Genomic DNA, 25,485 nt, shown 5'->3' on the forward strand with positions numbered 1-25,485 from the left:
GTTCCATCTCCTAACAAGCTACTTCAGTCCACCATAACGGCGTGTTCGTCGTTGATATTCAGCAACGGCCTGATGCAAATGCTCTTTGTCGAACTCAGGCCAGTACACATCAGTAAACCACAGTTCACTATAGGCAACCTGCCATAACATAAAATTGCTAAGCCGAATTTCTCCGCTTGTACGTATCAGCAAATCAGGATCGGGTAAACCAGCAGTTAATAGTCTGTTGTTAATCAACTCTGATGTAATTTCTTCTGGCGACAATATACCAGCTTGGATATCTTTCCCTAAACTGCGCATACAGCCTTCTATTTCATTGCGTCCACCATAGTTAAGAGCAAAATTTAAGATCAATCCAGTATTCTCTTTTGTTCGAGCTACCGCCTCTTCCATAGCCTTACGGGTATATGAAGGTAAAGCGTCAGCGTCACCCATCATGCGTACTTGAACATTCTTCTCGATTAGCTCATCAAGCTCAATCGCCAGAAACTCCCCAGGCAAACGCATCAAGTAATCGACTTCTTCTTTCGGGCGTATCCAGTTTTCTGTCGAGAACGCATACATCGTTAAGTATTTAATACCTAATTCGTCTGCAGCGATCGTAGCACGTTTGACAGCCTTCATGCCGTTCTGATGACCCATAACGCGCGGTAAGCCGCGCCGTTTAGCCCAGCGTCCATTACCATCCATTATCACAGCCACATGCCGGGGAATGTTATCCGGTGAAATCTCGACTGACTGTTGCCTGTCTTTACGGCTCAGCCACGCTTGAATCCGTTTGATCATTTCCGTTTCCTCCAAGCTCTTATCAGAAAGAGACAAACCCCACCATTAACGGAGGGGCCTTAAGTCTCTTGAATATCATTAAACTTCCATAATCTCTTTTTCTTTGGAAACAAGCACTTTGTCAACTTCGGCTATGAACTTATCCGTTGTTTTTTGAATGTCTTCCTGATGGCCACGGGACTCATCTTCAGAGATACCGTTTTTCTCCATCTTTTTAATATCATCGTTGGCATCACGGCGAATGTTGCGGATCGCTACTTTCGCTTCTTCACCAAATTTCTTAGTCAGCTTAACCAAGTCCGTCCGACGCTCTTCAGTCAGCGGAGGGATAGAAAGACGAATAATGGTGCCGTCATTGGCAGGTGTCAATCCGATATCGGATTTCATGATCGCCCGTTCAATATCAGACATCGATGTTTTGTCCCACGGCTGAATCAACAGTGTCCGGGAATCCGGAGTACTAATGTTGGCCAGCTGATTAATTGGAGTAGGTGCCCCGTAATATTCAACTTGAATACGATCGAGAAGCGATGTTGTTGCACGTCCTGCACGTAATGTCGCCAAGTCACGTTTCAGCGATGAAATCGCTTTTTCCATACGCTCTTCAGCATTTTTTTTGACCGATTGTGGCATTAATCTACACTCCCTTTAACAATCGTTCCGATCTTCTCACCGAGAACGACACGTTTGATATTGCCTTGTTCTGTAATGGCAAATACAATGAGCGGTATATTGTTATCCATGCATAAAGATGAAGCTGTTGAATCCATAACACCGAGGTTTTTGTTCAGAACATCCATATAAGTAAGCTGTTCGAATTTCTCAGCGGTACTATCTTTGAACGGATCAGCAGAATATACTCCATCAACCTTATTTTTCGCCATCAGAATAACTTCTGCTTCGATCTCTGCCGCTCTAAGCGCTGCAGTAGTATCTGTTGAGAAGAATGGGTTACCTGTGCCTGCTGCAAAAATAACAACACGACCCTTCTCCAAGTGGCGAATCGCACGACGACGAATGTATGGTTCAGCAATTTGCTGCATCGAGATCGAAGTCTGTACTCTTGTTGGCACATCGATTTGCTCCAATGCATCCTGCAGTGCAAGTGAGTTCATTACTGTTGCCAGCATGCCCATATAATCTGCAGTAGCGCGATCTATGCCGCTTGCGCTGCCCGCGATCCCGCGCCAAATGTTCCCCCCGCCACAAACAATCGCAACCTGAACGCCAAGTTCTACAACTTCCTTGATCTGTTCAGCGATGGAAATAATCATGTCGGCATCAATACCATATCCGTTTTGTCCTGCCAAAGACTCTCCACTTACCTTAAGGACTACTCTCTTAAATACCGGCTGTTCCAAATGTATACCCTCACTTTCTGCAAAAGACGGAACACTACGTGTACGTGTTCCGCTCTTCTGATGCTTGCCTTTATTCAATTCTTCACATTTATGATGAAACTATTATTGATTAACTTGTGCCATAACTTCTTCAACAAAGTTATCCACTTTCTTTTCCAAACCTTCGCCAAGTTCAAAACGAGCAAAACGACGGATCGAGATGTTTTCTCCGATGGTGCTGATTTTTTCATTCAACAATTGGGAGATTGTTTTGTCAGGGTCTTTAACGAAAGTTTGCTCAAGCAAGCAATATTCTTCGTAATATTTACCAATACGTCCTTCAACCATTTTTTCAATGATTTTCTCAGGCTTACCTTCGTTCAAAGCTTGAGCTTTCAGGATTTCTTTTTCTTTCTCAACATCTTCTTGTGGAACTTCTTCACGACGAACATAACGTGGGTTTGCTGCAGCGATTTGCATAGCGATATCGCGAGCAAATTCCTTGAAGGAATCTGTTTTACCAACAAAGTCAGTTTCGCAGTTGATTTCTACAAGTACACCAATACGGCCGCCAGCGTGGATGTAAGATTCTACAACGCCTTCAGTAGCAATACGTCCTGCTTTGTTCGCTGCTGCAGACAGACCTTTTTCACGAAGCAATTCTGCTGCTTTAGTGATATCGTTATTAGCTTCTTCAAGCGCTTTTTTACAATCAAGCATACCAGCGCCTGTTCTTTCACGAAGTTCTTTTACTGCTTTTGCATCAACTGCCATTGTTTATTCCCTCCAGGTAATTGTCGTTTTCTTACATTATTCAAGGCCTTTATCCTAAAAAAAGGGCAGTGAGAGGTTATCCACCTGCCAACCACCCTTTTCATTTAAGTTCTTGTATGTGTTAGTCGCTACTTAAGCAGTAGTTGTGTCTTCGCCTTGGTGAGCTTCAACAACAGCGTCTGCCATTTTACCAGTCAACAATTTAACAGCGCGGATAGCGTCGTCGTTACCTGGAATTACGTAGTCGATTTCGTCTGGATCACAGTTAGTATCAACGATAGCTACGATTGGAATACCCAATTTGCGAGCTTCTGCAACTGCAATACGCTCTTTACGCGGGTCAATGATGAACAGCGCGCTTGGAAGACCTTTCATGTTCTTGATACCGCCCAAGAATTTTTCAAGACGATCTTTCTCTTTGCGAAGAAGGATAACTTCTTTCTTAGGTAGTACTTCAAAAGTACCGTCTTCTTCCCAAGATTCCAATTTCTTCAAGCGATCAATACGCTTTTGGATAGTTTGGAAGTTGGTAAGAGTTCCGCCCAACCAACGTTGGTTAATGAAGAACATACCGGAACGTTCTGCTTCTTCTTTTACGGAATCTTGAGCTTGTTTCTTTGTTCCTACGAATAGGATTGTGCCGTTGTCACCAGCGACGCTTTTTACAAAGTTGTAAGCTTCCTCTACCTTTTTGACTGTTTTTTGCAAGTCAATAATGTAAATTCCGTTTCTTTCAGTGAAGATATAACGATCCATCTTTGGGTTCCAACGACGAGTCTGGTGACCGAAGTGTACCCCAGCTTCTAGAAGCTGTTTCATGGAGATTACTGCCATCTTCACACACCTCCTAAGTTTGGTTTATTGTGTGTCTCCTCCGCCATGCGTCATCTTTCAGCAAGACTTTCTTCAGAAGAAAGCACCCCTTGTCGAAATCAACCGGCGTGTGTTTTAACACCGTCAATTACTATACCATATTATCTCAGTGTATGCAACGATCACTTTAAAGTTATTAATTTCTCTATTATCGAGTCAATACTTTCTCCCTTATTAAAGCTATAAGAACCGGATTGAATTTTGGTATTAATCTTACGTTTGTTTGCAGCCTCTAGAAAAGTAGACTTATCTTTAATGACACCAGCCTTCGCTAAAATATCTGTTGTTGCGGTCAATGTGCTGCCAGATGGAATTCGAACAGAAACACTAGCATTTGCTGTGACTTTAGGCGTTACAGGAGCTACAGCGGTTGGAGCGGCACTGGCCTTTGGAGTGACCTTTGGTTGCTCAACCTTCCCGTCAGTAGGCGTAGATGGCTTGTTCGGGGCAATGGCTTTATCAGAGCTCTCAGGCGTTGTAGGTGACACTGCCGGCGTGGGGGAGGCTGCAGCAGCCGGCGCAGAGGGGCTGACGTTCTCCTTGCTTTCTGCTGTCGGCCCCCCGGTCTCTGTGACTTCCTCTTTATTATCATTCTCAGTTTCCCCTGAGGAAGGTACTGCAGCTTCATCGATGACTTTCATATTCAGTTTCTCCGCACCCTGTAGAACTTGTTCTTTGGTAAGTGGAGCCGCTCCACCGGAGATCATTAATTGAAGTAATAAAGCGCCAGTAATTAGTCCTGTGCCTAGCCCGAACAAGAATGAACGGTTCTTAATCATACCGATTCCTCCTGTTTGGCAAGTTGCAGAATCAGTTGCACTTCCCCTCGCTGAAGTCCAGCTGTCTTGGCAATGGAATCTATCGATTTGCCCTGCTCATGCAGTTCAAACAATCTTGGGTAACGTAATTTTATCGAACTAATAGGTTTCGCTTTCACATCTGGCGACACTGAACTCATCTCTGCTGGGAGAGACGGATCTTCGTTTACACCAACTTTAACCTTCGAACCTTGTTCAACCGACACTGCAAGTTCTTTCAAACTCTTTTCTTCCTCGGCCACTCGTGCTTCTAGCTTTAAAGAGCTGTTCTGCAACTCTACCACTTGACTCTGTAATTCATTAACCTGTCCCTGCAGTACATTATGATTAGTTTGCGATTGTTGTTTAATACTACTAACTAATTGTACCAGTTCCTCATTCTCGCGCTCTATGTCTGCCATATATAGCTCAAGCGCAGCCTCTGTATCTTTGAGGCTTTGCTGATTAGCTTTTCCTTCCTTTACACGTGCGGGAAGTAAAAGGGCATAAAGAATAGCGGCGACACCTACTAGCACAATATAAACCCATGGTTGCAAGTGCCTTATCTCCTTTTACATATCAGATGTAGATTCATGTAGATTCTTATTAAAGACTTAGATCAATGCGTTGGCCTTTGTAAGGATGCTCAGCATCACGGGTTGCAGGCGGGTTCGAATGTTTATCTGACGAAGAATTGCCACCTGAATGCTGATTGCCTTTTCCACCGCCATCCCGTAAAGCTGATTCAGAAGACTCATCCACTTCAGTGCTCCGCATGGCCAATTCCTGACTTTGTTTTACATTTTGCCCAGCCAATTGATGTTGGTCGATAGCAGGACGTTGCTGAGATTCATTCTGAAGCTTGCCCGCCTCCGTGGTGCGAGGCAAAGCAATTTGCAGTTCCACCGGTTTTAGGCTCATCTTAACCCTTCTCTCACAAGTAATGGCCGGCCGCAAATGCTGCCCGCCCGATTAATTGTACGGCGTTAAAGATATATCCCCATCACTGTAAATAAACACAACCCGCTCCGTAGCATCCTTAACAAATCGGGTATATCTGCCGATCATGATCTTTGAACCGCCATAAATGGTTTTGATAACCTCAACTCTCGCTCTACCTGTATCTTCTAACATTCTTTCTATCTCTAGCACCCGTTCTTTAATTCTTTTTTCTTCACGTTGATGGGATTGTTTAGTAGCATTTAATTTGACGCGAAGCGCCACTTTATCCGCAGGGAGCTGACCGTTAGTAGCCAATTGATTTAATAGATACAAAGCTTTAGAGGTTTTATCCTCGTTCTCCAGCAGCTGCCGCAGCTCTTGACGAAGTTCGTTAATCTCATTTCTAAGCTCTGGAACCACGCCTACCTCAATCACAGTCGCAGTGGACATGGTGTTACCTATAGTTCTTGCTACAACTCTTTCTCCAGACTGAACGATTCCACCCACAATTAAACCTTTAGAGCCGTTACAGATAACATCTCTACCAGCACGTATATTGGAGTGCATAATACTCTGAGAGACAATTACATCTTCCCCAGCGGTTACGTTTCCATCTTGAATGAAAGAAACCTTCACACTTTTTCCAGCGGTAACTTGGCCTTTGTTATATCCGATAATTCCACCAGTAATTTCAATGGAGCCCCCAGAGATTAACTCTGCACCTTCAACGCCGCCTACAACCCGAATATCACCGGCAGACTTTACCGTAAAGCCTGAAAGGACATTCCCACGTATGACGACTGTACCTACAAAATCAATATTTCCAGTGCCGTAATCGACATCACCATTCACTTCATATACAGGAAACACATTGATTTTCCCGTTATCAGTTAACGTGACCAGTCCATCAATCGCTGCGTACATCGAAGTGCCATCGTTATCAATGAGTACATTTTTCCCGATTTTAAAATGAGCTTCCTTTCCAGCCTTGAAAGCAAGCTCATCACCAGTTACAGTCATCCCTAACTTTCCAGGCTGGGCAGGGATAATTTTAGCTATTAACTTTCCTTTAAGCACATTACGAAGCCGGACCAAGTCCTTGTAGTCGACCTTACCATCCGCTTTCTCAAGCGGTTTGCGGTCCTCTTCCAGATCAACTGTAAGCATAACTCGTCCATCTGTGCCATGCACAGCAGGATAACCTGCAGCAATCGGAACTTTACTCCAAAAAAACTCCTCAGGATGACTACTAATACGTTCGACAACATCACTCTTGATACCGTAGCGAATATTGTGACTGTGCAGGAAGGCTTCCAGTTCTGTAGATGAGCAGGAAAAATTCTCATCCTTTTTGGAGAACTGCAAATACGCGATTCCTTTGTCCTCCGAAAAAGTTATACTCAAGTACTGATTCAAAGCATATTGACCGATCAAATTTTGCTCCCCCTTGTCACCGCTAACGGTTAATCGTTCTGCATAAGGAGATCACGGTTCTTCTCGAGCGTTCCCCTCAGCCGCAAAATAGCTTTGGAATGCAACTGCGAAATTCTTGAAGGAGATAACGACATGACCTCAGCAATCTCACTTAAAGATAAATCTTCATAATATAAAAGGGACACAACGGTCCTTTCTTTCACCGTTAATTTCTCAATACCTTTGGTGAGCGCTTCGCGCAAGTAGAATTCATTTACCTTGCTATCCGGATTCTTAGCTTTATCGTCCACCAGTATGGACATTCGGGTCTCTGATTCCTCTTCACGAATCGGGTCTTCCAGTGAACAAAGTGACATCACAGCCACATCCTGCAACATATTTTGAAATTCCAGTTCACTAATATTAAGGTATTGGCTCATTTCCTCGTCACTAACTGACCTTAAGTGCTTCTGCTCCAGCTGCTGATAAGCGTCCTCAATTTTTTTAGCTTTTTCCCTAACGGATCTAGGTACCCAATCACTTTGGCGTAATGAATCTAATATCGCACCACGCACACGCCAGGACGCATAGGTCTGAAACTGCAATCCTCGTTTGTAGTCGAATTTCTCAATCGCATCAATTAGTCCCATAACCCCATTACTGGCTAAATCATCTTTGGATACATTTTTGGGTAATCCCACAGCCAAACGACTGGATACATAATCAACAATATGGAGATAACTCTCTATCAGCTTCTTTTTGGCATCAGGGTCTCTGTGTTCTTTCCACTGTTCCCATAGCTCGTCAGTTTCCAATTGAGAAGCTTTACGCTCGTTCAATAGCTTTCACCCTTCCCAAAGTTTAGTCAGCGAGCATTCGCGGCGAAATGTACCTTCCAATAAGATCACCGATTCCGCCTCAGCCCTCACTTATTCTTCTTTCAGGTGACGAACGGCCTTGGCCAATTCTTCAGGATCCTTCATCGAAACTAGCTTAGGAGGTGTAAGAGGCTTAAATCCCTCGCTATTTTCGTTTCCTTGTCCTGGCTTCGGTTTTAGTAGATTGATTAATTCTTCATCCTCATTAGGCGTGCTGATATCCAGCTTCGCCCCAAGTTCTTCACCACCAGTATCCACTTCATCCGGAGGCGATGTTTGAATCATAATAAAACCCAATACCCATCTTACGAGGAAAGCAAGCAGAAACCAGATGATAAATGCAATTAGGCTTCTTAATAAACTAGTACCCAATACATTGTTACTGTAGGTTACAAAAAAGGTAAATATGAAACCTACCAAACCCGACACCAAGTTTATCAAAATGTTTCCAATCATATTCATAATTATAGTTCCTTAGAGCCTTTTTGCACACTGCGAATAAACAATATACCAGTGTTGCAGGCTATTTCTATCGTACGGCCATAATTGCCGCCTGTGTCTTCTGCGATTAATGGAATTTTTAAATTTTCAAGTGCTAGTTTACAAGATTCAACATTACGAGGCCCGATCCTCATGGTGTCGCTCCCCCCGGCAAAGGCAAACATTTGTGAACCTCCGGCCATCTTGGCTACGATCCGGCTCCGAACCGCCCCAAGCTCTAGCAGACGGGATAAGAGCTCCGGCACTGCAGTATCTGCAAACTTAGCGATGTTTAACTGCCCTTCCCTAGCAATCTCAGATGATGGGAGCATTACATGCGCCATCCCTGCAAGCTTTTTTCCAGGGTCAAACAATGTTAATCCCACGCAGGAGCCAAGACCTGTGGTACGAATTAAACTGTCTTGGCTACCCACGTTAAGATCCGCCATCCCTACTTTAATAATGCTTTGTTCTTCAATCATTTTCAAAAGGAACTCCTAGCGATTTGAAGATTTTCGGGAATGATTCCGGATCGGGAATAAGGAAAAATTGCCCTTCAATTTCGTTTTTCCCTTCGAAGAAGGTAGTGTCGATCAACAATGCATCGTCCCCCATCTGCCCGAATTGCAGCAGACCGTAGCTAAGGATAGCGCCAGCCATGTCCATAGCAAGGGCCGGCACCGTTGGATACATAGAAAGTGCGGTGAAATCTGCTAGAGAAGAAAGATACGATCCTGCCAAAATATTGCCAATTTCGCTTAGTGCAGAGAGCTCCATTTCTCCAAGCTCTTCATTACTCGATAGCTCAATGCCCGCAATACGACTAAGCAAGTTCATAGCCGCTTCTGGTGACAGAATGAAAAACAGGTTACCTGGAGCTTCACCCTCCACACGTAGAAACACCGCATATACAAGTTCTTCGGCTCCGCCAACTTTATCTGTTATTTCTTCAAAGTTAAGGAGCTGTACCTTAGGAACAGCCATATCTATCGGCTTATTCAAGAGCTGTGATAATGCGGTGGCTGCATTTCCAGCTCCAATGTTCCCAACTTCCTTAAGCACATCCATTTTGAAATCCTTATAGTGCTTAAATAGTTCCACAGGTTAGCCCTCTAGGCTTTCTAATTGAACGATTTCGCTTTTGTTAAGCACTTCTGACAAGTTAAGCATAATCAGTAAGCGCTCGTCTCCAATCTTGGCCACCCCATCCAAATACTTTGCCTTGATGCCGCCAACAACATCAGGAGGTGTATCAATAGAATCTCTGTTCAAATCTATAACATCATTTGCAGAGTCTACAATGAAGCCTACTTCCATTTCATTAACAGACACGATGATGATTCTTGTCTGATCGGTGTGTTCAGCCTCTTCGATGCCGAAACGGCCCCGTAGATCAATTACAGGAATAACAACCCCACGTAAATTAATTACACCTTTGATAAATGAATAGGTCTTAGGTACACGAGTAATGGGCATCATGCGCTCAATAGTTTGTACCTTTTCAACTTCAATTCCATATTCCTCTACGCCTAATTTAAACACTATCACTTTAATATCTTCAGCCATGGAATGAACCTCCCTGTTCTATCCTAGTTATTTAATAAAAGCGTTCGGATCAATAATAAGTGCTACTTGACCATCACCAAGAATGGTTGCGCCAGATATTCCTTGTACATCAGGCAAATATTTACCCAGATTCTTAATCACAACCTCGTTCTGGCCAATAAAATCCTGTACTGCTAAGGCAACTAATCTTTCTCCCTTGCGCACCACTACGATTTCTGTTTCTTCTTCGGTACTCTCATCATAATCTGGTACTGAAAAGAGACGACTTAGCGAAACCAGAGGAATATGCGAATCACGGAATTCTACCATTTTATTGCCATGGATTGTACGGATCTGAGATTGCTTCACGATTCCGGTTTCCACTATAGAGGTCAAAGGAATGGCATACTTCTCGGAACCTAATCGGATAAGCATTGCAGCAATGATTGATAGAGTTAAAGGCAGCTGCACTGAGAAATTTGTTCCTTTACCTGGAGCAGAATAAATCGTTACATTGCCGCCTAAAGAAGAAATCTTAGATTTCACTACATCCAGCCCTACCCCGCGGCCTGAAACATCAGAAATGACCTCTGCTGTACTGAAGCCTGGGGCAAATAACAACTGAAAAGCTTCATCGTCCGACATACTGGCTGCCTGCTCTTGTGTTATAACACCCTTCTTCACAGCAGATTTCAGAACCTTCTCCGGATAAATCCCTGTTCCATCTTCTTCGATCTCAATGAAGACGTGATTACCACTGTGGAAAGCCCGCAAATAGACCGTTCCGGTCTCAGGCTTACCAGCAGCAACACGATCCGCAATGGATTCGATACCATGGTCAACTGCATTACGCAATAAATGCACCAGCGGATCCCCGATTTCGTCAATGACCGTTCGGTCTAGCTCAGTTTCTGCTCCTGTGATGATAAGATCTACTTTTTTGTCTAGTGACTTGGCTAGATCACGAATCATACGTGGGAATCGGTTAAATACTGTATCTACTGGAACCATCCGCAGCTTCATTACAATATTCTGGAGATCTCCGCTTACCCGGCCCATATGCTCAACCGTTTCTGTAAGATCACCATTTTGAACCTCAGAAGCCAGCTGTTCCAATCGTACACGGTCGATAAGAAGTTCACTGAATAAATTCATCAACACGTCCAAACGTTCAATATCTACACGAATGGTACGTGATGGTGCCCCACCTGTTTTGTGAGCTGCCGGTTTGTTCCCTTCTTCTTTGGTTGGCAGGGGTTTAGCGGCAGAAGACGCAGGTGTAGCTGCTGGAGCCTCAGTAGTCGTGGCAGCCACTTCAGAGGCTGCTGCTGCTGTTTCTTGACCCAGCTGTTGCAGAGAGTCTTGATCCAATGCTACTGCCGATACCTTATCAATCTCAGACAGATTTAGTATCATAGCCTGAATTTGATCAGCACTTTTTTGAGTTATGTAATAGAGAGAGAAGCTTTGATCAAATTTCTCTTGTTCAATATCCTGAACGGATGGGAAGGATTTAACCACTTCACCTGAACGCTCCAAAAGATCAAACACCATATATGCACGTACTGCCTTAAGCTGACAATCCTTGCGAATGGTTACGTCCACATATAATACTTGATGTCCTTCTTGAATCGACTGTTCTAGAACAGAAAATTGAAACTCATCTAAATGAATCGGGGTTTCAACCGCTTGTGCAGCAGGTCCTGAGACAGAAGCTGCCTCACCACCCGCAACAGGAATCTCTCCCCGGACTATAGCCTGTAAGGAGGAGACGATAGACGAAACATCCGCTTTACCCTCGCCTCCTCCCGTAATATCCTCAACCATAGACTCCAAGGCATCCAAACTTTTGAACAACGTATCAAAAATGAAATCCTGCATGCGCAGTTTGTTGTTGCGTACCAAATCAAGAACATTTTCCATTTGGTGTGTGAGTGAAGCCAAATCTTCAAAGCCCATAGTTGCTGCCATACCTTTTAAGGTATGCGCAGAGCGGAATATTACCTGTACAATACTAATGTCCTCAGGATTCGCTTCCAGCCCCATCATGCTCTCGTTCAATGACTGCAGATGATCGTTCGACTCATCAATAAACATGGATAAATATTGGTTCATGTCCATCAGTGAGCACCTCCCCTTTGAGTTCGCTTTTCTGTTATTTAACAGCTTGCACCAGCCTTGGAGCAATTTCTTGCAAAGGCAGTACGTGCTGGACGCACTGTAATTCCACCGCAGATCGCGGCATTCCATATACGACACAAGTTTCTTCGCTTTCAGCAAAGGTTGAGGTTACCCCAGAGTCGTATAAGGATTTCATCATTCTTGCCCCATCACTACCCATCCCTGTCATTAGTAACAAATGACGTTCTAACGATGTGAGCGGCAGCAATGATTCAAATAAAACATCCACAGAAGGTCGATGGCCATTACGTGCCTCCTCCTTTGTGAGTACAACCGCATATTGCCCTCTAGAGGATGGGACAACTTGTAAATGATAGCCTCCAGGTGCTATATAAGCAGTTCCTTTTTGCAATATCATCCCCTGCTCAGCTTCAATCACTTCTAGCGGGCTGAAGGTATTCAGTCGCTGGGCTAGTGATTTGGTAAAGTTAGGCGGCATATGCTGCACAATAACAATAGGCGCTGGAAAATCCGCAGGAATCTTCTCCAGAAATACCTTTAGAGCACGTGGTCCACCTGTAGAGCACCCCACGGCAACCAACTTTTGCAGATCATTACTCCCATACTTCCGGACCTGAGGATTTGCAGGAGCGTCAGAAGACACTTCCACTTTAGGTTTAAGCAACGGTTTTGGTGGGGTAGCGTTATTCTCTACTCTTGACCTTGCATTACTCTTTTCTGATAAAGGTGGTGGAGTAGAGATTAATGGTTTTGCTGCTCTTTTAGGAACAGTATGATCTAACGGCTGCTTCACCCGCGGTTTTTTGGTCACTTCATTTTTGAGTGAAGCTTTAGGTTCTACCTTGTGTTTGCCGGGCATCACTCTCGGTACAGTTGGCGGTGCGACTTCTACTGGCGGTATGTCTGGCAACTTAAATGCAGAAGCACGTGCTTCGCGCTGCTCCCGGGCCATCATAGCCTCTTTCATTTGTTCCCTTAAGGATTCTCCTACTCCCATGATATCCTGAGAGTTGGTAATCGAAGGTTTACGAATAAAGTCAAAAGCGCCCCATTCCAGTGCAAGAATGGTTTCCTTCATGCCCTCTTCATTGATCCCTGACAGCATAATCACTGGCAGAGGGTCTGAGGCCATTATTATTTTCAGCGCTTCCAGGCCGTTCATTTCTGGCATTTCTACATCCATAGTAACCAGATCTGGACGAAGCTCATTGATTTTTTCGATAGCCTCACGACCGTTTTTTGCTGTTGCCGTCACCTGAAAGTCAGCGTCATTTTCAATTAAATCGGAAATGATCTTGCGCATAAATGCCGAATCATCAACAACCAATACTTTATATGGCTTCATATCATTTCCACCTCTGTCCCAAATTCAGAACAACTATTTACTTCGCTTTAACCATTTATGGATAAAGCCTTTAATCCCTTGGACTTTTGTGGTCTTTTTAGAATCAATGGTCAAATAACTTAGGGCAAGCCGATGTATATCCTTTGCAGCAATACTGTTTGGAAAAGCCAATGTGAAAGGCGTTTGCCTTTTGACAGCCTGCACTACATGGGCATCTGAGCTTATATGACCAAGATAAGAAATATCTAATTGTAAAAAACGACTGGCGGCCATTCGGATCTTGTCGCTTGTCGCTATGGCTTCCCTTTCATCACCTGCCTGGTTCACAATCAATTTAAAGGAAGTCTCAGGATAGGAACGATTCACAACCTTCATTAATGCGTATGCATCTGTGATAGCTGTTGGTTCTGGTGTAGTAACGACTAAGCAATCGTCGGCAGAAGTTATAAACTTCATCGTTTCCTTAGATAATCCAGCACCTGTATCGAACAAAATATAATCCATGCTGTCCGCGATAAGTGCTATCTGATTTGTGAAATAATCAAGATCAGACTCTGAAAGAGTAAATAGCTCATCCATTCCAGAGCCACCTGCTATAAAAGGGAGCGAATTCGGACCGTATTGAATAATCTGCTCGATATCCGCTTCTCTTTTTAACAAATGATAAAGATTATATCTCGCCGATACGCCCATCAACACATCTATATTAGCCATGCCGATATCTGCATCGAACAGCAAAACCCGTTTGCCCATAGCCTTTAAAGTTAGAGCGAAGTTAAGTGTAAAATTCGACTTACCAACGCCCCCTTTACCACTACACACCGTAATGATCCTGGCGGATGATCCCCCTCTTACAGCTACTTTAGAATCCTGACTGGATACAAGCTGTCTTAAGGATTGTGCCTGATCCATCATGTTTCACCTGTTCCAAGAAGCAACTCACTAAGCTGTCCTTTGGTAGCCATAAGCAGATCATCAGGTACATTTTGACCATCGGTCATATAAGACAAGGTAAGTGGGAAGTCATTCAGGACATTAAAGAGCGGGCCGTAACTCCCCGTCTCATCCAGCTTTGTGAAAATAACCTTATCCAGTCTATATCTGCCGAAATGCTCTGCAATAAGTTTCATATCACGGCTTTTGGAGGTCAGGCTAAGCACAAGATAGGTTTCACTTCTCAATTCCTTCGCAAGCAAGCTTTGCAGTTCTGCTACTAGCATATCATTGCGATAATTTCGGCCAGCTGTATCCATTAATACTAGATCACAACTCTCCAAGCGAAAGAGTGCTCTTTGCAAATCTCCTGGCGATTGGACAACCTCCAGTGGAACATTGAGGATAGCAGCATAGGTTCGCAACTGTTCAACAGCTGAGATTCTATACGTATCGGAGGTGATAAAACCTACCTTGCGTCCGTGCTTAAATAGCTGTTCTGCCGCAAGCTTAGCTATGGTTGTGGTCTTTCCAACTCCAGTGGGTCCGGCAATATATACAATTTGAGTATCCCGGGCAATTCCATCAGCAATTCGTCCCGTCAGGAAACCATCAATCTGTTCTTTAAGAGATCCCATAAATTTCTCAGGTCCCCAAGTACGCCCTTCATCTACCCAACGTTCCGAGATGTTACTGATCCATTCCTCAACAAGCACAGCATCCATTTCTTGCTCTAATAAAAGATCCCGTAGCTCCTGCAGACTGTCTGGCAGTTCTCTTCCACCTGAGGATTGTCTGGCAATTCGCTCCATCCAGAGCTTCATATCTCTAATCTCACGAAGAACATCATTTTCGAGAGCAGTGGCAACCTCTGGCGATTGTTCTAATCCTAATGATTCATACAACGCTGATACAGAAGGTGCATCTTCCAGATTTAATTCAGGAAGTTTTTGCTCAGGTACTGGCTCCGGATGCTTGGCTATCGATTCTTGTACATTGATAGCTTCCGATAAGGCTGCGGCAATCTCAGCAAACGTCCGTGACTCTTCTGGCTTTTCTAATGAAACAGAAGGTACGGAAGGTATAGAAGGTATAGTGGAAGCAGATGACGCTTTTTGATAAGCCTGTGGTACTGCACTCCGTGGAATGTTCATCGCTGGCGCAGCCGGCTTTTTTGGAACATTATTCTTCTCTGCCTTTTCTACTGCTGCTACAACTTCTATTTTTTTCTTCTTAAATAACCCTAAAAATCCGCCGATTTTGATTTCCTTTGTACTTAAAATGACGGCCTCGCTCCCAAGCTCGTTGCGAATGGAAAGCATGGCGTCAGGCATCGAATCGACCACGTAACGCTTCACTCTCATAAATTCACCACTCCGACGCTTTGTATTTCAATGTTAGGCTCTAGCTCGCTATAAGACAGTACAGGAATGTCCTGCATCGTTCGTTCAATCACCTGCCGCAAATACATACGAATGGTTGGTGATGTGAGCACTATTGGCTGTTGCCCTGTCTGCAGCAATCGATTGATCTGTTCACTTAACCGCTGATAGATCGTTTGTGTCGAAGTTGGATCTAGGGCCAAATAACTTCCCTGTTCAGATTGCTGCACACTCTCGGAAATTTTCTTTTCAAGATTAGGTCCAACTGTGATGACTTTCAGTGTCTCTCCTGCTTGTGAGAATTGCTGAGTAATCTGTCTGGACAAGGACTGACGAACATATTCAGTGAGAATATCCGGATCCTTGGTGTATGTCCCATAATCCGCCAATGTTTCAAAAATCGTAACCAAATCTCTGATCGATATCTTTTCACGAAGCAGCTTAGCAAGCACCTTCTGCACATCCCCAATCGCCAATACAGAAGGAATAAGATCGTCGACGAGCACTGGATAATTATCCCTAAGGTTGTCCACCAGCATCTTAGTTTCCTGTCTTCCTATCAGCTCATGTCCATGACGTTTGATTAACTCCGTCAGATGTGTTGCGACAACAGATGGAGGGTCTACTACAGTATAGCCGGACAATTCAGCCCGCTCTTTAACCGATTCATCAATCCATAATGCTGGAAGCCCAAAGGATGGTTCGATGGTCTCAATACCGTTTATAGATTCATCATCATATCCTGGACTCATTGCAAGGTAATGATTAAGTAATAATTCACCACCGCCGACTGTATTTCCTTTAATTTTTATGACATATTCATTCGGTTTTAGTTGAATATTGTCGCGAATGCGAATAACAGGTACTACAAGACCCATTTCTAGGGCACATTGCCGTCGAATCATGATGATACGATCTAACAGATCGCCTCCCTGACCTGTATCCGCCAAAGGAATAAGACCATAACCAAACTCGAATTCAATGGGATCAACTGACAGCAAATTAATGACACTTTCCGGACTTCGTACCTCTTCAATCTGCTTCTCTTCAACAAGTTGCTCTTCGGCAATCTGTTTCTTATTTAAATTTTGTCCCATACGGTAGGCTGCAAAAGCCAGCAATCCGGCCAATGGGAGCGTTGTAATCATATGTATGGGTGTAAAGAGTCCAAGAAAAGCTACCGTAACTGCGACAATATACAACAATTTCGGATAGGACAACAACTGTCCTGTCAGCTCTTCTGCAAGATTACCTTCCGAAGAAGCTCTAGTAACAATCAAGCCGGCTGCTGTCGAAATCAGCAAAGCTGGAATTTGACTGACGAGACCGTCCCCAATGGTCAATACAGAATAAGTGGATAACGCAGTAGCAAAGTCCATCCCGTGAACCATCATACCGATGATAAATCCACCGATGAGATTGATCAGCAAGATGATAATACTCGCAATCGCGTCTCCTTTAACGAATTTACTCGCACCGTCCATGGCTCCGAAAAAATCCGCTTCGCGTTCTACGTTACGACGACGCTCACGTGCCTGGGTTTCGTTAATCATGCCTGCGTTAAGATCGGCATCAATACTCATTTGCTTACCGGGCATCGCATCCAAGGTAAATCTAGCGCCTACCTCAGCTACGCGCTCTGAACCTTTGGTGATAACAATAAACTGAACTACTACCAGGATCAGAAACACGATAAATCCAACAGCAATTTGTCCGCCAGCGATCCAGCTACCGAAAGTAGATACCACTGAACCGGCATCTCCATAAGTCAGGATCAGTTTTGTAGTCGAGATGTTAAGTGACAGACGAAACAGTGTGGTTACTAGGAGCAATGAAGGGAAAATTGAAAATTCGAGTGCATTTTTCGTATTCATAGCAACCAGAATGATAATTAATGCGATTGAGATGTTAATAACAAGCAAAACGTCCAATAGCCAGGACGGGATAGGCAGAATCATCATAAGCACGATCCCGATGATGCCTAGCAAAACTGTTAAATCTTTAGCTTTCAATGTCCTAACCCCCCCGCCTTATCTCCTCTTACCTTTAAGCTTATATACATATGCCAGCACTTCAGCCACAGCCTGGAACAGATCATTTGGAACGACATCTCCAATCTCTGCCCTTTGGAATAATGCCCGTGCCAGCGGTTTGTTTTCCATAGTCACGACGCCGTGCTCTTTAGCCAGCTCCCGGATGCGAAGTGCTACATAATCCTGCCCTTTTGCTATAATCTGCGGCGCTTCCATCTTGGTACCGTCATATTTAAGCGCAACAGCAAAGTGCGTAGGATTCGTAATGATTACATCCGCATTTGGAACTTCCTGCATCATACGCTGCATGGCCATTCTACGTTGGCGTTCCCTGATCTTACCTTTGATTAGAGGGTCACCCTCCATTTTTTTGTATTCATCCTTGATATCCTGCTTGGACATTTTCAGGCTTTTTTCATGCTCGTACTTCTGATACATGTAGTCCAGAAAAGCCATAGCCAATAGGGCAGCCCCGATTTTCAAGCCAAGACTCATCGTCAGCTTGGCCGCAAATTTAAAAATCCCCTCCGCACTGATATGCGACAGGGATGCAAAGTTCTTCTTTTCTCCCCATAAAGTGCTATATACCAGATAAGCGATAATTAGAAGCTTAAATATGGATTTCAGGAACTCGACAAACGAACGCATGGAGAAAATATTTTTGAACCCTTTTATCGGATTAAGCTTGCTGAATTTAGGGGTGATCCCCTCTCCAGTGGTCATAAAGCCCACCTGCGCCAGATTGCTTACCAGCGCCATAACAAAAACTATTCCAAGTAATGGAGCTAGCAAAATCAGTATTTGTAGTCCATATTGATTAAATAGCAGCGTTATATTCTCAGGAGTAACCTCCAGTGTCATTTGATTCTGAAATACATCCATATATAGCTTCATGAAGCGCTCTTTCATAAAACCACCAAACATCATCAAGCTAACTACTGCTGATAACAATACAACTGCACCGGATAGCTCAGCACTTTTGGCTACTTGACCCTTTTTACGAGCATCTTGCCGTTTCTTCGGGGTTGCTTTTTCCGTCTTTTCACCGGCGAATTGTTGAAGATCCAGTCTATACCGCTTCGTCTTAGGCATAATACGCTCCCCTTACGGTCACCTACGGACTCTTCCCCATGAGATTCAATAAATTCTCCATGGATTCGAACATGATATCGAAGAGATTCTGAAACAGCACAGCCAGACCAGGCATCAGCACTAAAAGCAGTGCAAGACCTATAATGATTTTGAGCGGAACCCCAATAACAAATACATTATATTGCGGAGCCGTTCTCGCCAAGAAAGCAAGGCCAACATCAGTCAGAAACAGCGCAGTTACTAAAGGAGCCGACATTTGAAAAGCGAGTACAAAGGACTGAGCAAATGTTCGAACCAGAAACTCTGACAAACTACCGTCAATCATGCCTAGAAATAAATCATTATTCATAGGAACCCATTTATAACTGTACACAATAGCATCTAGCAGATGGTGATGACCATTCATGCTCAGAAACATTAGCAGGGCTATCATATATTTGAAATTACCAAGAATTGGTGCAGACGTTCCAGTCATAGGATCGATAACATTAGCAATACCGAAGCCAATCTGAATATCAATAAATGAACCTGCTGTCTGAATCGCCATAAACATCAAATATCCAACGAAACCTAGCAATAATCCTATTAATACCTCTCTGGCAATCAGCAAAATATAACTGAAATCCTGCGGGATCGTAAGCCCTGTTCCGTTAGCACTAAAGACAACCAATGCTACAAAAAAAGAAATGCCAATCTTAAAGGTTGTCGGGACCCCTTGTGAAGAAAATACAGGAACGACAACAAAAAAAGCGGTTATTCGACAAAAAATAAGCAAAAAGACGGGTAAACTTTGCAGTATGGTCTCCATGTTCATTGATTAACCAATATACATATAGAGATTACCCAAAATTTGGCTTGTAAAGTCAATCAGCTTCGTGATGATCCACGGACCAAATAGCAATAAAGCCAGTAGCACTGCGACGATTTTGGGAACAAACGCTAGCGTCTGTTCCTGAATCTGTGTCGTAGCCTGAAAAATACTGATTATTAGCCCTACCACCAGACCAAGAATCAGCATGGGTGCGCTGACTTCCAGCACTAAATATACGGCTTGGCTTGCTAGCCCGATTATAAACTCCGTACTCATCCCTCATGCCTCCTCTTTAGGTCAGGTGTTAAAACTAAGAAGTAGTGATTTAATGACTAAGTACCAGCCGTCTACCAGTACAAAGAGCATTATTTTAAAAGGTAATGAAATCATAACCGGGGGAAGCATCATCATCCCCATGGCCATCAGTGTGCTCGCCACAACAATATCAATAATCAGGAATGGTATGAAAATTAAGAAGCCCATTGTAAAAGCCTTTTTCAATTCGCCAATTGCAAAAGCTGGCACCATCACCGTCAGTGGAATATCACTGTATGTAGCCGGTTTAGTAGATCCGGTATAACCGGTGTATTTCATAAATAACAGAAGATCTTTGGTGTTCGTCTGTTTAAACATAAATTCTTTCATCGGATCAGCAGCTTTATCAAAAGCCTCAGTTTGGGTGATTGTCCCCTTCATATACGGCTGCAACGCATTTTCATTCACTGTGGCCAGCGTTGGTGACATAATGAACAGAGTCAGAAACAGAGCAAGTCCTACCAGCACCTGGTTCGGAGGCATTGCCTGAGTACCCAGCGAGGTTCTCACAAAACCTAATACGATTACAATTCTAGTAAAGCTAGTCATAAGAACCAGAAACGCCGGAGCAATACTCAGAACCGTAACAAGAAGAAGAATTGATATGGAACTGGTACCACTGCTTGAACCTTCATTACCGACCTGAATATTAACATTAGGTATAGGATCAGCATGTATCGGCGTCATCATAACCACACTGATAATACCGAACAGCAGAATAGCAAGAATTAGCTTCTTTTTCATATATTCCTCGACTCATCCTTAGTAACATCATCCCGAAGCAGCTCTTCCATTTTCTCTTTACGCTCTGGTGCAGAACGAAGCTTGGATTGCAAAGTCTCGTAAAAAGATGATGTTTCACTAAGTTCAATTTCCTGAGATGGAACCTCCCCACGCAGCTTTACCTTTACCTTGGCAATAAGCGGTGCGAGGAAATTATTCTGGTTAGAGGACTGATCCTCAAATGCCGCAATGATCAATGCTACCTCATCCGGATCGGTGACTTTATCCAAAATGGATATATTCTCACCAATCCCGATTAAGTAAAGACTGCTTCCCAGTTCGATAACCTGCATCGACTTATTAGGTCCAAGCCCAATTGCACCAAGCGTTCTTATGGAACGGTTGCTCATAAAGGTCTGATTACGTCGTCCAAGAAAACGAATTAGTACCACTATAAGTACAATGATTATCGCCAGGACAATAATAACTTTAAACAAATTCAGCAGGGTGTTACTGCTTCCGAGCGTTTCGGAATATAACATGACTTTATCCTACGCGCCCAACGTTTTGTTAATAGCTTCGATAACCCGGTCAGCTTGGAAAGGCTTCACGATAAAGTCTTTAGCTCCTGCTTGGATTGCATCGATAACCATAGCCTGCTGGCCCATGGCTGAACACATAATAACCTTTGCAGCCGGATCTACTTTTTTGATTTCTTTCAGGGCGGCGATTCCGTCCATCTCAGGCATAGTAATATCCATCGTGATGAGGTCCGGACGCAGTTCCTTGAATTTTTCTATCGCTTGAGAACCGTCCTGAGCTTCGCCCACTACTTCAAATCCGTTTTTCGACAAAATGTCACGGATCATCATTCTCATAAATGCTGCATCGTCCACGATTAGAATTCGGTTAGCCATTTTTACAAAATCCTCCCTAAGTATGCTTATTGTAATTTCTGAATTCGGTCCCACTGGCTGACGATATCCGTAACGCGTACGCCAAAGTTTTCGTCGATAACAACGACTTCACCTTTGGCAATAAGCTTGTTGTTAACCAAAATATCTACAGGCTCACCTGCGAGCTTGTCCAGCTCAATAATTGAGCCTTGTGACATTTCTAAAATATCTTTGATCTGCTTCTGGGTCCTTCCTAATTCTACGGTTACTCTAAGCGGTATGTCCATCAATAAATTTAAATTATTTTCATCAATATGACCAAAGGCCCCACCATTCAGATTTGCAAATTGCACAGGCTGTACATTTACATTGCGATTTGCCTCAGAATTAAGCGGTGGTGTCTGTCCATATGGCATCCCTTGCGGTGGCATACCGTATGGTGGCATCCCAGGCATTCCGTATGCTGGCATACCCGCTGGAGGATAATAATACCCGCCTTCTGGCATCCCTGGATACGGTGGCATACCCTGCGGTGGATATGGTGGTTGCGTTCCTCCTGCGGGCTGTGAGGGCGCCTGTTGCACCGGAGGTGCTGGAGGTGGTGTCTCAGCAGAATTAGTCACGGCAGGTGTTTCAGCCATTGTGACCGCTGCCTCCTCCTCTGCAGGACTAACATCACCAAGAAGCATGGATACCATATCTTTTGCGAACTGAACAGGCAAAAGCTGCATAATAGTAGAATCTATCAAATCACCAATTTTAAGCCGGAACGAAATACGAATTAGGGTCTCATCGTCTGGCAGACTGCCTACTCCTTCTCCGCTGGACATATTCAAAATGTCGATACCCGGAGGCGAGATATTAACAAAACGATTAAAAATCGTAGACATCGATGTAGCAGAAGAACCCATCATTTGATTCATAGCTTCTTGCACAGCGCTAATATGAATTTCATTCAACTCTTCATCCTTAGGTTCGCCAGCACCGCCAAGCATCAGATCGGCAATGACCTGCGCATCCCTAATCTTAATAACAAGTGAGTTAATGCCTTGAAACCCATCCACATATTGAACGTGAACAGCTACATGCGGTTTAGGAAAAGCGATTTCAAACTCCCCGCGTGTAATGATCGAAACTTGAGGGGTTGTAATATCTACTTTTTTCCCTAGTAAAGTGGAAAGTGCTGTTGCTGCACTGCCAAACGTTATATTACCAATTTCGCCCAAAGCATCCTGTTCAAACGGTGTTAGATAGTCATCTACCGTTTTCTCCGTAGGAGCTAATGAGCCCTCCGCAGATTGTCTCAGAAGGGCGTCGATTTCTTCTTGGGATAAATAATCTTTACTCGTCAAATTCTTCAACTCCTTCATTGACAATTTCGTCTATTTGCACGGCTACCCGATCTTTAACCATTCCGGGACTTCCGATGAACTTAAGCTTCTCCCCTACCTTAATCGACAGTCCAGAATCTACGTTTCTGTTGAGAGAAATCACGTCACCGACACTAAGCCCTAAGAATTCAGATATGGATAAGCTCGATTCTCCAAGTTCAGCAACAATCGGCAGCTTCGCTTTATGAACTCTAGCTCTAATGGCCAGTAGCTCATCTTCATCCCGCGTCTTCTTCTCTGTCACAAACCATTGGTGAACAGAAAGTCTGGACATGATAGGCTCTAGAACGACATGCGGTATACAAAGATTGATCATGCCTGTTGTGTCTCCAATTTTGGTACTTAGAGAGATTAATGCAATGGTCTCATTGGGCGATACAATCTGCATGAACTGCGGGTTCGTCTCAAGAGCTTCCATCCGCGGATGAATATCCAGCACCGTTTTCCAAGCCTCCTGCAGACTCTCAAAACATCTACTAAAGATGCGCTCCATAATTGTTGTTTCGATCTCAGTAAGAGCATTAATCTTAGAAGGTGCAGTTCCAAAGCCTCCAAGCAACCTGTCCAGCATAGCAAAAGCAATGTTAGGATGAACTTCCATTACCATGCGGCCCTCTAAAGGTTCTGCTTCAAAAATGTTCAATATCGTCATTTTCGGTATGGAGCGAATAAATTCATCATAAGGGAGCTGCTCTACTTGAACGACATTAATCTGAACGAAGGTGCGCAATTGGGCTGAAAAATACGTTGTAAGATAACGGGCGAAATTGTCATGTATCCGTGTAAGACTGCGGATATGATCTTTGGAAAAGCGGACAGCCCGTTTAAAGTCATAAGAGCGGATTTTCTTCTGAGTTTCTTCCTTTTTAAGTTCATCGGCGTCCATCTCACCTGAAGAAAGTGCAGCAAGTAGAGCATCAATTTCGTTTTGTGATAGTACATCAACCAATTCAATCACCCCCCCATCAAAGAATTATCAGGAATAAAGCTACACAGAAGCCAAAAGGAATTTGGTGATTTCGATCTGAGTAATTTGGCCCTCAGTCAATGTCTTATTGATCAGATTAATAAGCTTACTGCTAAGCTGATCTTTTCCATTCGCTCCATTAAGGTCCTCAGGCTTGGTATCTGCAAGCGTCTTGATAATTATTGGTTTGATTTTGATCTCTTTTATTTTTTCGAATTCTTCCTTTGATTTCGCAGAACTCAGTTGGAAGGCGAAATCTACTTGAAGGATAAAATCGGGATCAGCAAGATTTGTTTTGATATCAATGATCTCTGCCGTCAATTCGACGATTTCATCTGCAGTTAAATGTTTTGTTTCCACATTTTGAACAGCAGCACTTACCTCGTTCGTATCTTTCGGAAAGATCCTGTCCATTAGTAAAAATGCGGCGACCACTATCAGAGTAATCGCTAGTAATATCGTGATGAGCCACGGCATCATCTTTTTCATGTTAGCTCCTCCATTGACTGGATTTTAATGGTGGCAGCATATGTGCCTATGTCCCTGTTATAATCCCGGATCTTCGTAATAACCTCATCGGCTTTTTCGAGAACGATCAGTCTTTTTCCGGTTACGAGCGTAATATATGTATCCGGGCTTTCTTCTACCATTTCGACCAGTAGGGCATTGATCCACATCGGTGTTCCATTTAATCTTGTTACCGATATCATAACAGGCCTCCTAACAAAATAGGGGGAGGAGTAACTCCCCCACGACTCCGCATGAACCATTTAAGAAAATATAGAATTTATTGATTAAATTAACGCTTCAGGTTTACTACTTCCTGCAGCACTTCATCAGAAGTTGTGATGATACGGGAATTCGCCTGGAATCCACGCTGTGATACGATCATTTCTGTAAATTCATTGGTAAGATCCACATTGGACATTTCCAGCTGTCCAGAGATGATTGCCCCGGTGCCATCTTCTGTATTGTTCGCTGTAGTCGGAACTAGTTCGCCTTCTGCATTCGCATTAAGTGTCATACGATACAGATTGCCTCCGATTTTCTCCAGACCAGATGGGTTAGTAACCTTGGCTACACCAATCTTCACCCCAGCTCCAGTCGTTCCATCTTCCATGGTCTGAACAATTGTTCCATCATTAGAGATAGAAAACGCCGTTACATCGTCACCTAATTGAATGATCCCACCGTCGGAATCTAAAACATGAAGTCCGTCAGCGGTAACCAGATTACGCGCAGCGTCAATGTGGAAATCTCCGGCGCGGGTCAAAAATGCAGTATCTTGATCCTCAGTAAGCTTAACCAGGAAAAAACCATCTCCATCGATACGTAAATCTGTTGGGTTGTTGGTGGTTTGAGCACTACCAGCCAAATGTAGGGTATCTATAGAAGCAATACTAACACCTAGTCCAACTTGTTTCGCATTTACCCCACCTTGACCATCCTCACCCGGTGCAGTAACACCAGAAACGGTTTGGCTCATAATATCCTTGAACATAACACGTCCGGATTTAAACCCGATAGTGTTTACGTTAGCAATATTATTACCGATTACATCAAGCTTAGTTTGAAAGCCTCTCATTCCTGAAACCCCTGAATACATTGATCTTAACATGTTTAATGT

General features: G+C 43.7%; 30 protein-coding genes. All 30 read right to left on the reverse strand.

What is annotated here, in order from left to right; genetic code table 11:
* Nucleotides 1–18: 18 nt before the first annotated feature.
* Nucleotides 19–786 carry an isoprenyl transferase gene (locus MKY54_RS18925; protein WP_076127834.1) on the reverse strand — a complete coding sequence of 256 codons (768 nt, stop codon included), beginning with the start codon at nt 784–786 and terminating at the stop codon, nt 19–21.
* Between the two features lie 78 nt (nt 787–864).
* The gene (gene frr, locus MKY54_RS18930) at nt 865–1,419 is read right to left on the reverse strand and encodes a ribosome recycling factor (RefSeq protein WP_076127832.1); all 555 of its coding nucleotides are present in this window, start codon (nt 1,417–1,419) and stop codon (nt 865–867) included.
* Nucleotides 1,419–2,147: a UMP kinase gene (gene pyrH / locus MKY54_RS18935; RefSeq protein ID WP_036688491.1), complete on the reverse strand. Its 729-nt coding sequence runs from the start codon at nt 2,145–2,147 to the stop codon at nt 1,419–1,421. The genes frr and pyrH overlap by 1 nt, the downstream gene beginning before the upstream one ends.
* A gap of 102 nt (nt 2,148–2,249) precedes the next feature.
* Nucleotides 2,250–2,900 carry a translation elongation factor Ts gene (gene tsf / locus MKY54_RS18940; RefSeq protein ID WP_036688492.1) on the reverse strand — a complete coding sequence of 217 codons (651 nt, stop codon included), beginning with the start codon at nt 2,898–2,900 and terminating at the stop codon, nt 2,250–2,252.
* 132 nt (nt 2,901–3,032) lie between these two features.
* Nucleotides 3,033–3,734: a 30S ribosomal protein S2 gene (gene rpsB, locus MKY54_RS18945; protein ID WP_036688493.1), complete on the reverse strand. Its 702-nt coding sequence runs from the start codon at nt 3,732–3,734 to the stop codon at nt 3,033–3,035.
* Between the two features lie 161 nt (nt 3,735–3,895).
* Nucleotides 3,896–4,552: an endolytic transglycosylase MltG gene (locus MKY54_RS18950; protein WP_076307724.1), complete on the reverse strand. Its 657-nt coding sequence runs from the start codon at nt 4,550–4,552 to the stop codon at nt 3,896–3,898.
* A complete protein-coding gene (locus tag MKY54_RS18955) occupies nt 4,549–5,127 on the reverse strand; it encodes a hypothetical protein (RefSeq protein WP_076127828.1) in 579 nt (192 codons plus the stop codon). Before MKY54_RS18955 ends, MKY54_RS18950 begins: the two co-directional genes overlap by 4 nt.
* Nucleotides 5,128–5,176: 49 nt before the next feature.
* On the reverse strand, nt 5,177–5,491 hold the full coding sequence (locus tag MKY54_RS18960; RefSeq protein WP_076127826.1) for a hypothetical protein: 315 nt from the start codon (nt 5,489–5,491) through the stop codon (nt 5,177–5,179).
* Between the two features lie 51 nt (nt 5,492–5,542).
* Nucleotides 5,543–6,946 (reverse strand): FapA family protein, encoded by a 1,404-nt coding sequence (locus tag MKY54_RS18965; RefSeq protein WP_036688497.1) that lies wholly within the window; start codon nt 6,944–6,946, stop codon nt 5,543–5,545.
* Nucleotides 6,947–6,975: 29 nt separating this feature from the next.
* Entirely contained in the window at nt 6,976–7,764 is a 789-nt protein-coding gene (locus tag MKY54_RS18970; RefSeq protein ID WP_076127824.1) for a FliA/WhiG family RNA polymerase sigma factor, read from the reverse strand.
* 90 nt (nt 7,765–7,854) lie between these two features.
* Nucleotides 7,855–8,259, reverse strand: a complete 405-nt coding sequence (locus MKY54_RS18975) for a hypothetical protein (RefSeq protein WP_076127910.1) — start codon at nt 8,257–8,259, stop codon at nt 7,855–7,857.
* A gap of 8 nt (nt 8,260–8,267) precedes the next feature.
* Nucleotides 8,268–8,765: a chemotaxis protein CheD gene (locus MKY54_RS18980; RefSeq protein ID WP_339187553.1), complete on the reverse strand. Its 498-nt coding sequence runs from the start codon at nt 8,763–8,765 to the stop codon at nt 8,268–8,270.
* Nucleotides 8,758–9,384, reverse strand: a complete 627-nt coding sequence (locus MKY54_RS18985; protein ID WP_076182646.1) for a chemotaxis protein CheC — start codon at nt 9,382–9,384, stop codon at nt 8,758–8,760. Before MKY54_RS18985 ends, MKY54_RS18980 begins: the two co-directional genes overlap by 8 nt.
* Nucleotides 9,385–9,387: 3 nt before the next feature.
* On the reverse strand, nt 9,388–9,849 hold the full coding sequence (locus MKY54_RS18990; RefSeq protein ID WP_036688501.1) for a chemotaxis protein CheW: 462 nt from the start codon (nt 9,847–9,849) through the stop codon (nt 9,388–9,390).
* Between the two features lie 27 nt (nt 9,850–9,876).
* Nucleotides 9,877–11,949 carry a chemotaxis protein CheA gene (locus MKY54_RS18995; protein ID WP_339187556.1) on the reverse strand — a complete coding sequence of 691 codons (2,073 nt, stop codon included), beginning with the start codon at nt 11,947–11,949 and terminating at the stop codon, nt 9,877–9,879.
* A gap of 34 nt (nt 11,950–11,983) precedes the next feature.
* The gene (locus MKY54_RS19000) at nt 11,984–13,315 is read right to left on the reverse strand and encodes a chemotaxis response regulator protein-glutamate methylesterase (protein ID WP_339187560.1); all 1,332 of its coding nucleotides are present in this window, start codon (nt 13,313–13,315) and stop codon (nt 11,984–11,986) included.
* Nucleotides 13,316–13,348: 33 nt separating this feature from the next.
* Nucleotides 13,349–14,230, reverse strand: a complete 882-nt coding sequence (locus MKY54_RS19005) for a MinD/ParA family protein (RefSeq protein ID WP_076276206.1) — start codon at nt 14,228–14,230, stop codon at nt 13,349–13,351.
* Nucleotides 14,227–15,612 carry a flagellar biosynthesis protein FlhF gene (gene flhF, locus MKY54_RS19010; RefSeq protein WP_076182662.1) on the reverse strand — a complete coding sequence of 462 codons (1,386 nt, stop codon included), beginning with the start codon at nt 15,610–15,612 and terminating at the stop codon, nt 14,227–14,229. The genes MKY54_RS19005 and flhF overlap by 4 nt, the downstream gene beginning before the upstream one ends.
* Nucleotides 15,609–17,642, reverse strand: coding sequence for a flagellar biosynthesis protein FlhA (flhA, locus tag MKY54_RS19015; RefSeq protein ID WP_076182665.1), 2,034 nt, complete (start codon nt 17,640–17,642; stop codon nt 15,609–15,611). Before flhA ends, flhF begins: the two co-directional genes overlap by 4 nt.
* Before the next feature lie 18 nt (nt 17,643–17,660).
* The gene (gene flhB, locus MKY54_RS19020; RefSeq protein WP_036688512.1) at nt 17,661–18,755 is read right to left on the reverse strand and encodes a flagellar biosynthesis protein FlhB; all 1,095 of its coding nucleotides are present in this window, start codon (nt 18,753–18,755) and stop codon (nt 17,661–17,663) included.
* A 22-nt stretch (nt 18,756–18,777) separates the two neighbouring features.
* Complete coding sequence (fliR, locus tag MKY54_RS19025) at nt 18,778–19,563, reverse strand: flagellar biosynthetic protein FliR (protein ID WP_036688514.1); 786 nt, start codon at nt 19,561–19,563, stop codon at nt 18,778–18,780.
* A 9-nt stretch (nt 19,564–19,572) separates the two neighbouring features.
* The gene (fliQ, locus tag MKY54_RS19030) at nt 19,573–19,842 is read right to left on the reverse strand and encodes a flagellar biosynthesis protein FliQ (RefSeq protein WP_036688516.1); all 270 of its coding nucleotides are present in this window, start codon (nt 19,840–19,842) and stop codon (nt 19,573–19,575) included.
* A gap of 21 nt (nt 19,843–19,863) precedes the next feature.
* Nucleotides 19,864–20,625 (reverse strand): flagellar type III secretion system pore protein FliP, encoded by a 762-nt coding sequence (gene fliP / locus MKY54_RS19035; RefSeq protein WP_036688518.1) that lies wholly within the window; start codon nt 20,623–20,625, stop codon nt 19,864–19,866.
* Nucleotides 20,622–21,146, reverse strand: a complete 525-nt coding sequence (locus MKY54_RS19040) for a flagellar biosynthetic protein FliO (protein ID WP_036688521.1) — start codon at nt 21,144–21,146, stop codon at nt 20,622–20,624. The genes fliP and MKY54_RS19040 overlap by 4 nt, the downstream gene beginning before the upstream one ends.
* 9 nt (nt 21,147–21,155) lie before the next feature.
* On the reverse strand, nt 21,156–21,521 hold the full coding sequence (locus tag MKY54_RS19045) for a response regulator (protein WP_076127811.1): 366 nt from the start codon (nt 21,519–21,521) through the stop codon (nt 21,156–21,158).
* A gap of 26 nt (nt 21,522–21,547) precedes the next feature.
* Entirely contained in the window at nt 21,548–22,852 is a 1,305-nt protein-coding gene (gene fliY, locus MKY54_RS19050; protein WP_076182668.1) for a flagellar motor switch phosphatase FliY, read from the reverse strand.
* Nucleotides 22,842–23,840 carry a flagellar motor switch protein FliM gene (fliM, locus tag MKY54_RS19055; RefSeq protein ID WP_036688529.1) on the reverse strand — a complete coding sequence of 333 codons (999 nt, stop codon included), beginning with the start codon at nt 23,838–23,840 and terminating at the stop codon, nt 22,842–22,844. The genes fliY and fliM overlap by 11 nt, the downstream gene beginning before the upstream one ends.
* A 39-nt stretch (nt 23,841–23,879) precedes the next feature.
* Nucleotides 23,880–24,347 carry a flagellar basal body-associated FliL family protein gene (locus MKY54_RS19060; protein ID WP_076100380.1) on the reverse strand — a complete coding sequence of 156 codons (468 nt, stop codon included), beginning with the start codon at nt 24,345–24,347 and terminating at the stop codon, nt 23,880–23,882.
* On the reverse strand, nt 24,344–24,568 hold the full coding sequence (locus tag MKY54_RS19065) for a flagellar FlbD family protein (RefSeq protein WP_036688535.1): 225 nt from the start codon (nt 24,566–24,568) through the stop codon (nt 24,344–24,346). The genes MKY54_RS19060 and MKY54_RS19065 overlap by 4 nt, the downstream gene beginning before the upstream one ends.
* A gap of 89 nt (nt 24,569–24,657) precedes the next feature.
* Nucleotides 24,658–25,476, reverse strand: coding sequence for a flagellar basal body rod protein FlgG (gene flgG / locus MKY54_RS19070; protein WP_036688538.1), 819 nt, complete (start codon nt 25,474–25,476; stop codon nt 24,658–24,660).
* Nucleotides 25,477–25,485 lie beyond the last annotated feature (9 nt).

The organism is Paenibacillus sp. FSL P2-0121 (genome assembly GCF_037975345.1).
GTDB lineage: Bacteria > Bacillota > Bacilli > Paenibacillales > Paenibacillaceae > Paenibacillus_AQ > Paenibacillus_AQ odorifer.

Excerpts from the sequence above, each read along its gene's own strand:
- MKY54_RS18925 (WP_076127834.1), bottom strand. The coding sequence starts at position 786 with ATGATCAAACGGATTCAAGCGTGGCTGAGCCGTAAAGACAGGCAACAG.
- frr (WP_076127832.1), bottom strand. The coding sequence starts at position 1,419 with ATGCCACAATCGGTCAAAAAAAATGCTGAAGAGCGTATGGAAAAAGCG.
- tsf (WP_036688492.1), bottom strand. The coding sequence starts at position 2,900 with ATGGCAGTTGATGCAAAAGCAGTAAAAGAACTTCGTGAAAGAACAGGC.
- rpsB (WP_036688493.1), bottom strand. The coding sequence starts at position 3,734 with ATGGCAGTAATCTCCATGAAACAGCTTCTAGAAGCTGGGGTACACTTC.
- MKY54_RS18950 (WP_076307724.1), bottom strand. The coding sequence starts at position 4,552 with ATGATTAAGAACCGTTCATTCTTGTTCGGGCTAGGCACAGGACTAATT.
- MKY54_RS18960 (WP_076127826.1), bottom strand. The coding sequence starts at position 5,491 with ATGAGCCTAAAACCGGTGGAACTGCAAATTGCTTTGCCTCGCACCACG.
- MKY54_RS18975 (WP_076127910.1), bottom strand. The coding sequence starts at position 8,259 with ATGATTGGAAACATTTTGATAAACTTGGTGTCGGGTTTGGTAGGTTTC.
- MKY54_RS18980 (WP_339187553.1), bottom strand. The coding sequence starts at position 8,765 with ATGATTGAAGAACAAAGCATTATTAAAGTAGGGATGGCGGATCTTAAC.
- MKY54_RS18990 (WP_036688501.1), bottom strand. The coding sequence starts at position 9,849 with ATGGCTGAAGATATTAAAGTGATAGTGTTTAAATTAGGCGTAGAGGAA.
- MKY54_RS18995 (WP_339187556.1), bottom strand. The coding sequence starts at position 11,949 with ATGGACATGAACCAATATTTATCCATGTTTATTGATGAGTCGAACGAT.
- MKY54_RS19000 (WP_339187560.1), bottom strand. The coding sequence starts at position 13,315 with ATGAAGCCATATAAAGTATTGGTTGTTGATGATTCGGCATTTATGCGC.
- MKY54_RS19005 (WP_076276206.1), bottom strand. The coding sequence starts at position 14,230 with ATGATGGATCAGGCACAATCCTTAAGACAGCTTGTATCCAGTCAGGAT.
- flhF (WP_076182662.1), bottom strand. The coding sequence starts at position 15,612 with ATGAGAGTGAAGCGTTACGTGGTCGATTCGATGCCTGACGCCATGCTT.
- flhB (WP_036688512.1), bottom strand. The coding sequence starts at position 18,755 with ATGCCTAAGACGAAGCGGTATAGACTGGATCTTCAACAATTCGCCGGT.
- fliR (WP_036688514.1), bottom strand. The coding sequence starts at position 19,563 with ATGGAGACCATACTGCAAAGTTTACCCGTCTTTTTGCTTATTTTTTGT.
- fliQ (WP_036688516.1), bottom strand. The coding sequence starts at position 19,842 with ATGAGTACGGAGTTTATAATCGGGCTAGCAAGCCAAGCCGTATATTTA.
- fliP (WP_036688518.1), bottom strand. The coding sequence starts at position 20,625 with ATGAAAAAGAAGCTAATTCTTGCTATTCTGCTGTTCGGTATTATCAGT.
- MKY54_RS19040 (WP_036688521.1), bottom strand. The coding sequence starts at position 21,146 with ATGTTATATTCCGAAACGCTCGGAAGCAGTAACACCCTGCTGAATTTG.
- MKY54_RS19045 (WP_076127811.1), bottom strand. The coding sequence starts at position 21,521 with ATGGCTAACCGAATTCTAATCGTGGACGATGCAGCATTTATGAGAATG.
- MKY54_RS19060 (WP_076100380.1), bottom strand. The coding sequence starts at position 24,347 with ATGAAAAAGATGATGCCGTGGCTCATCACGATATTACTAGCGATTACT.
- MKY54_RS19065 (WP_036688535.1), bottom strand. The coding sequence starts at position 24,568 with ATGATATCGGTAACAAGATTAAATGGAACACCGATGTGGATCAATGCC.
- flgG (WP_036688538.1), bottom strand. The coding sequence starts at position 25,476 with ATGTTAAGATCAATGTATTCAGGGGTTTCAGGAATGAGAGGCTTTCAA.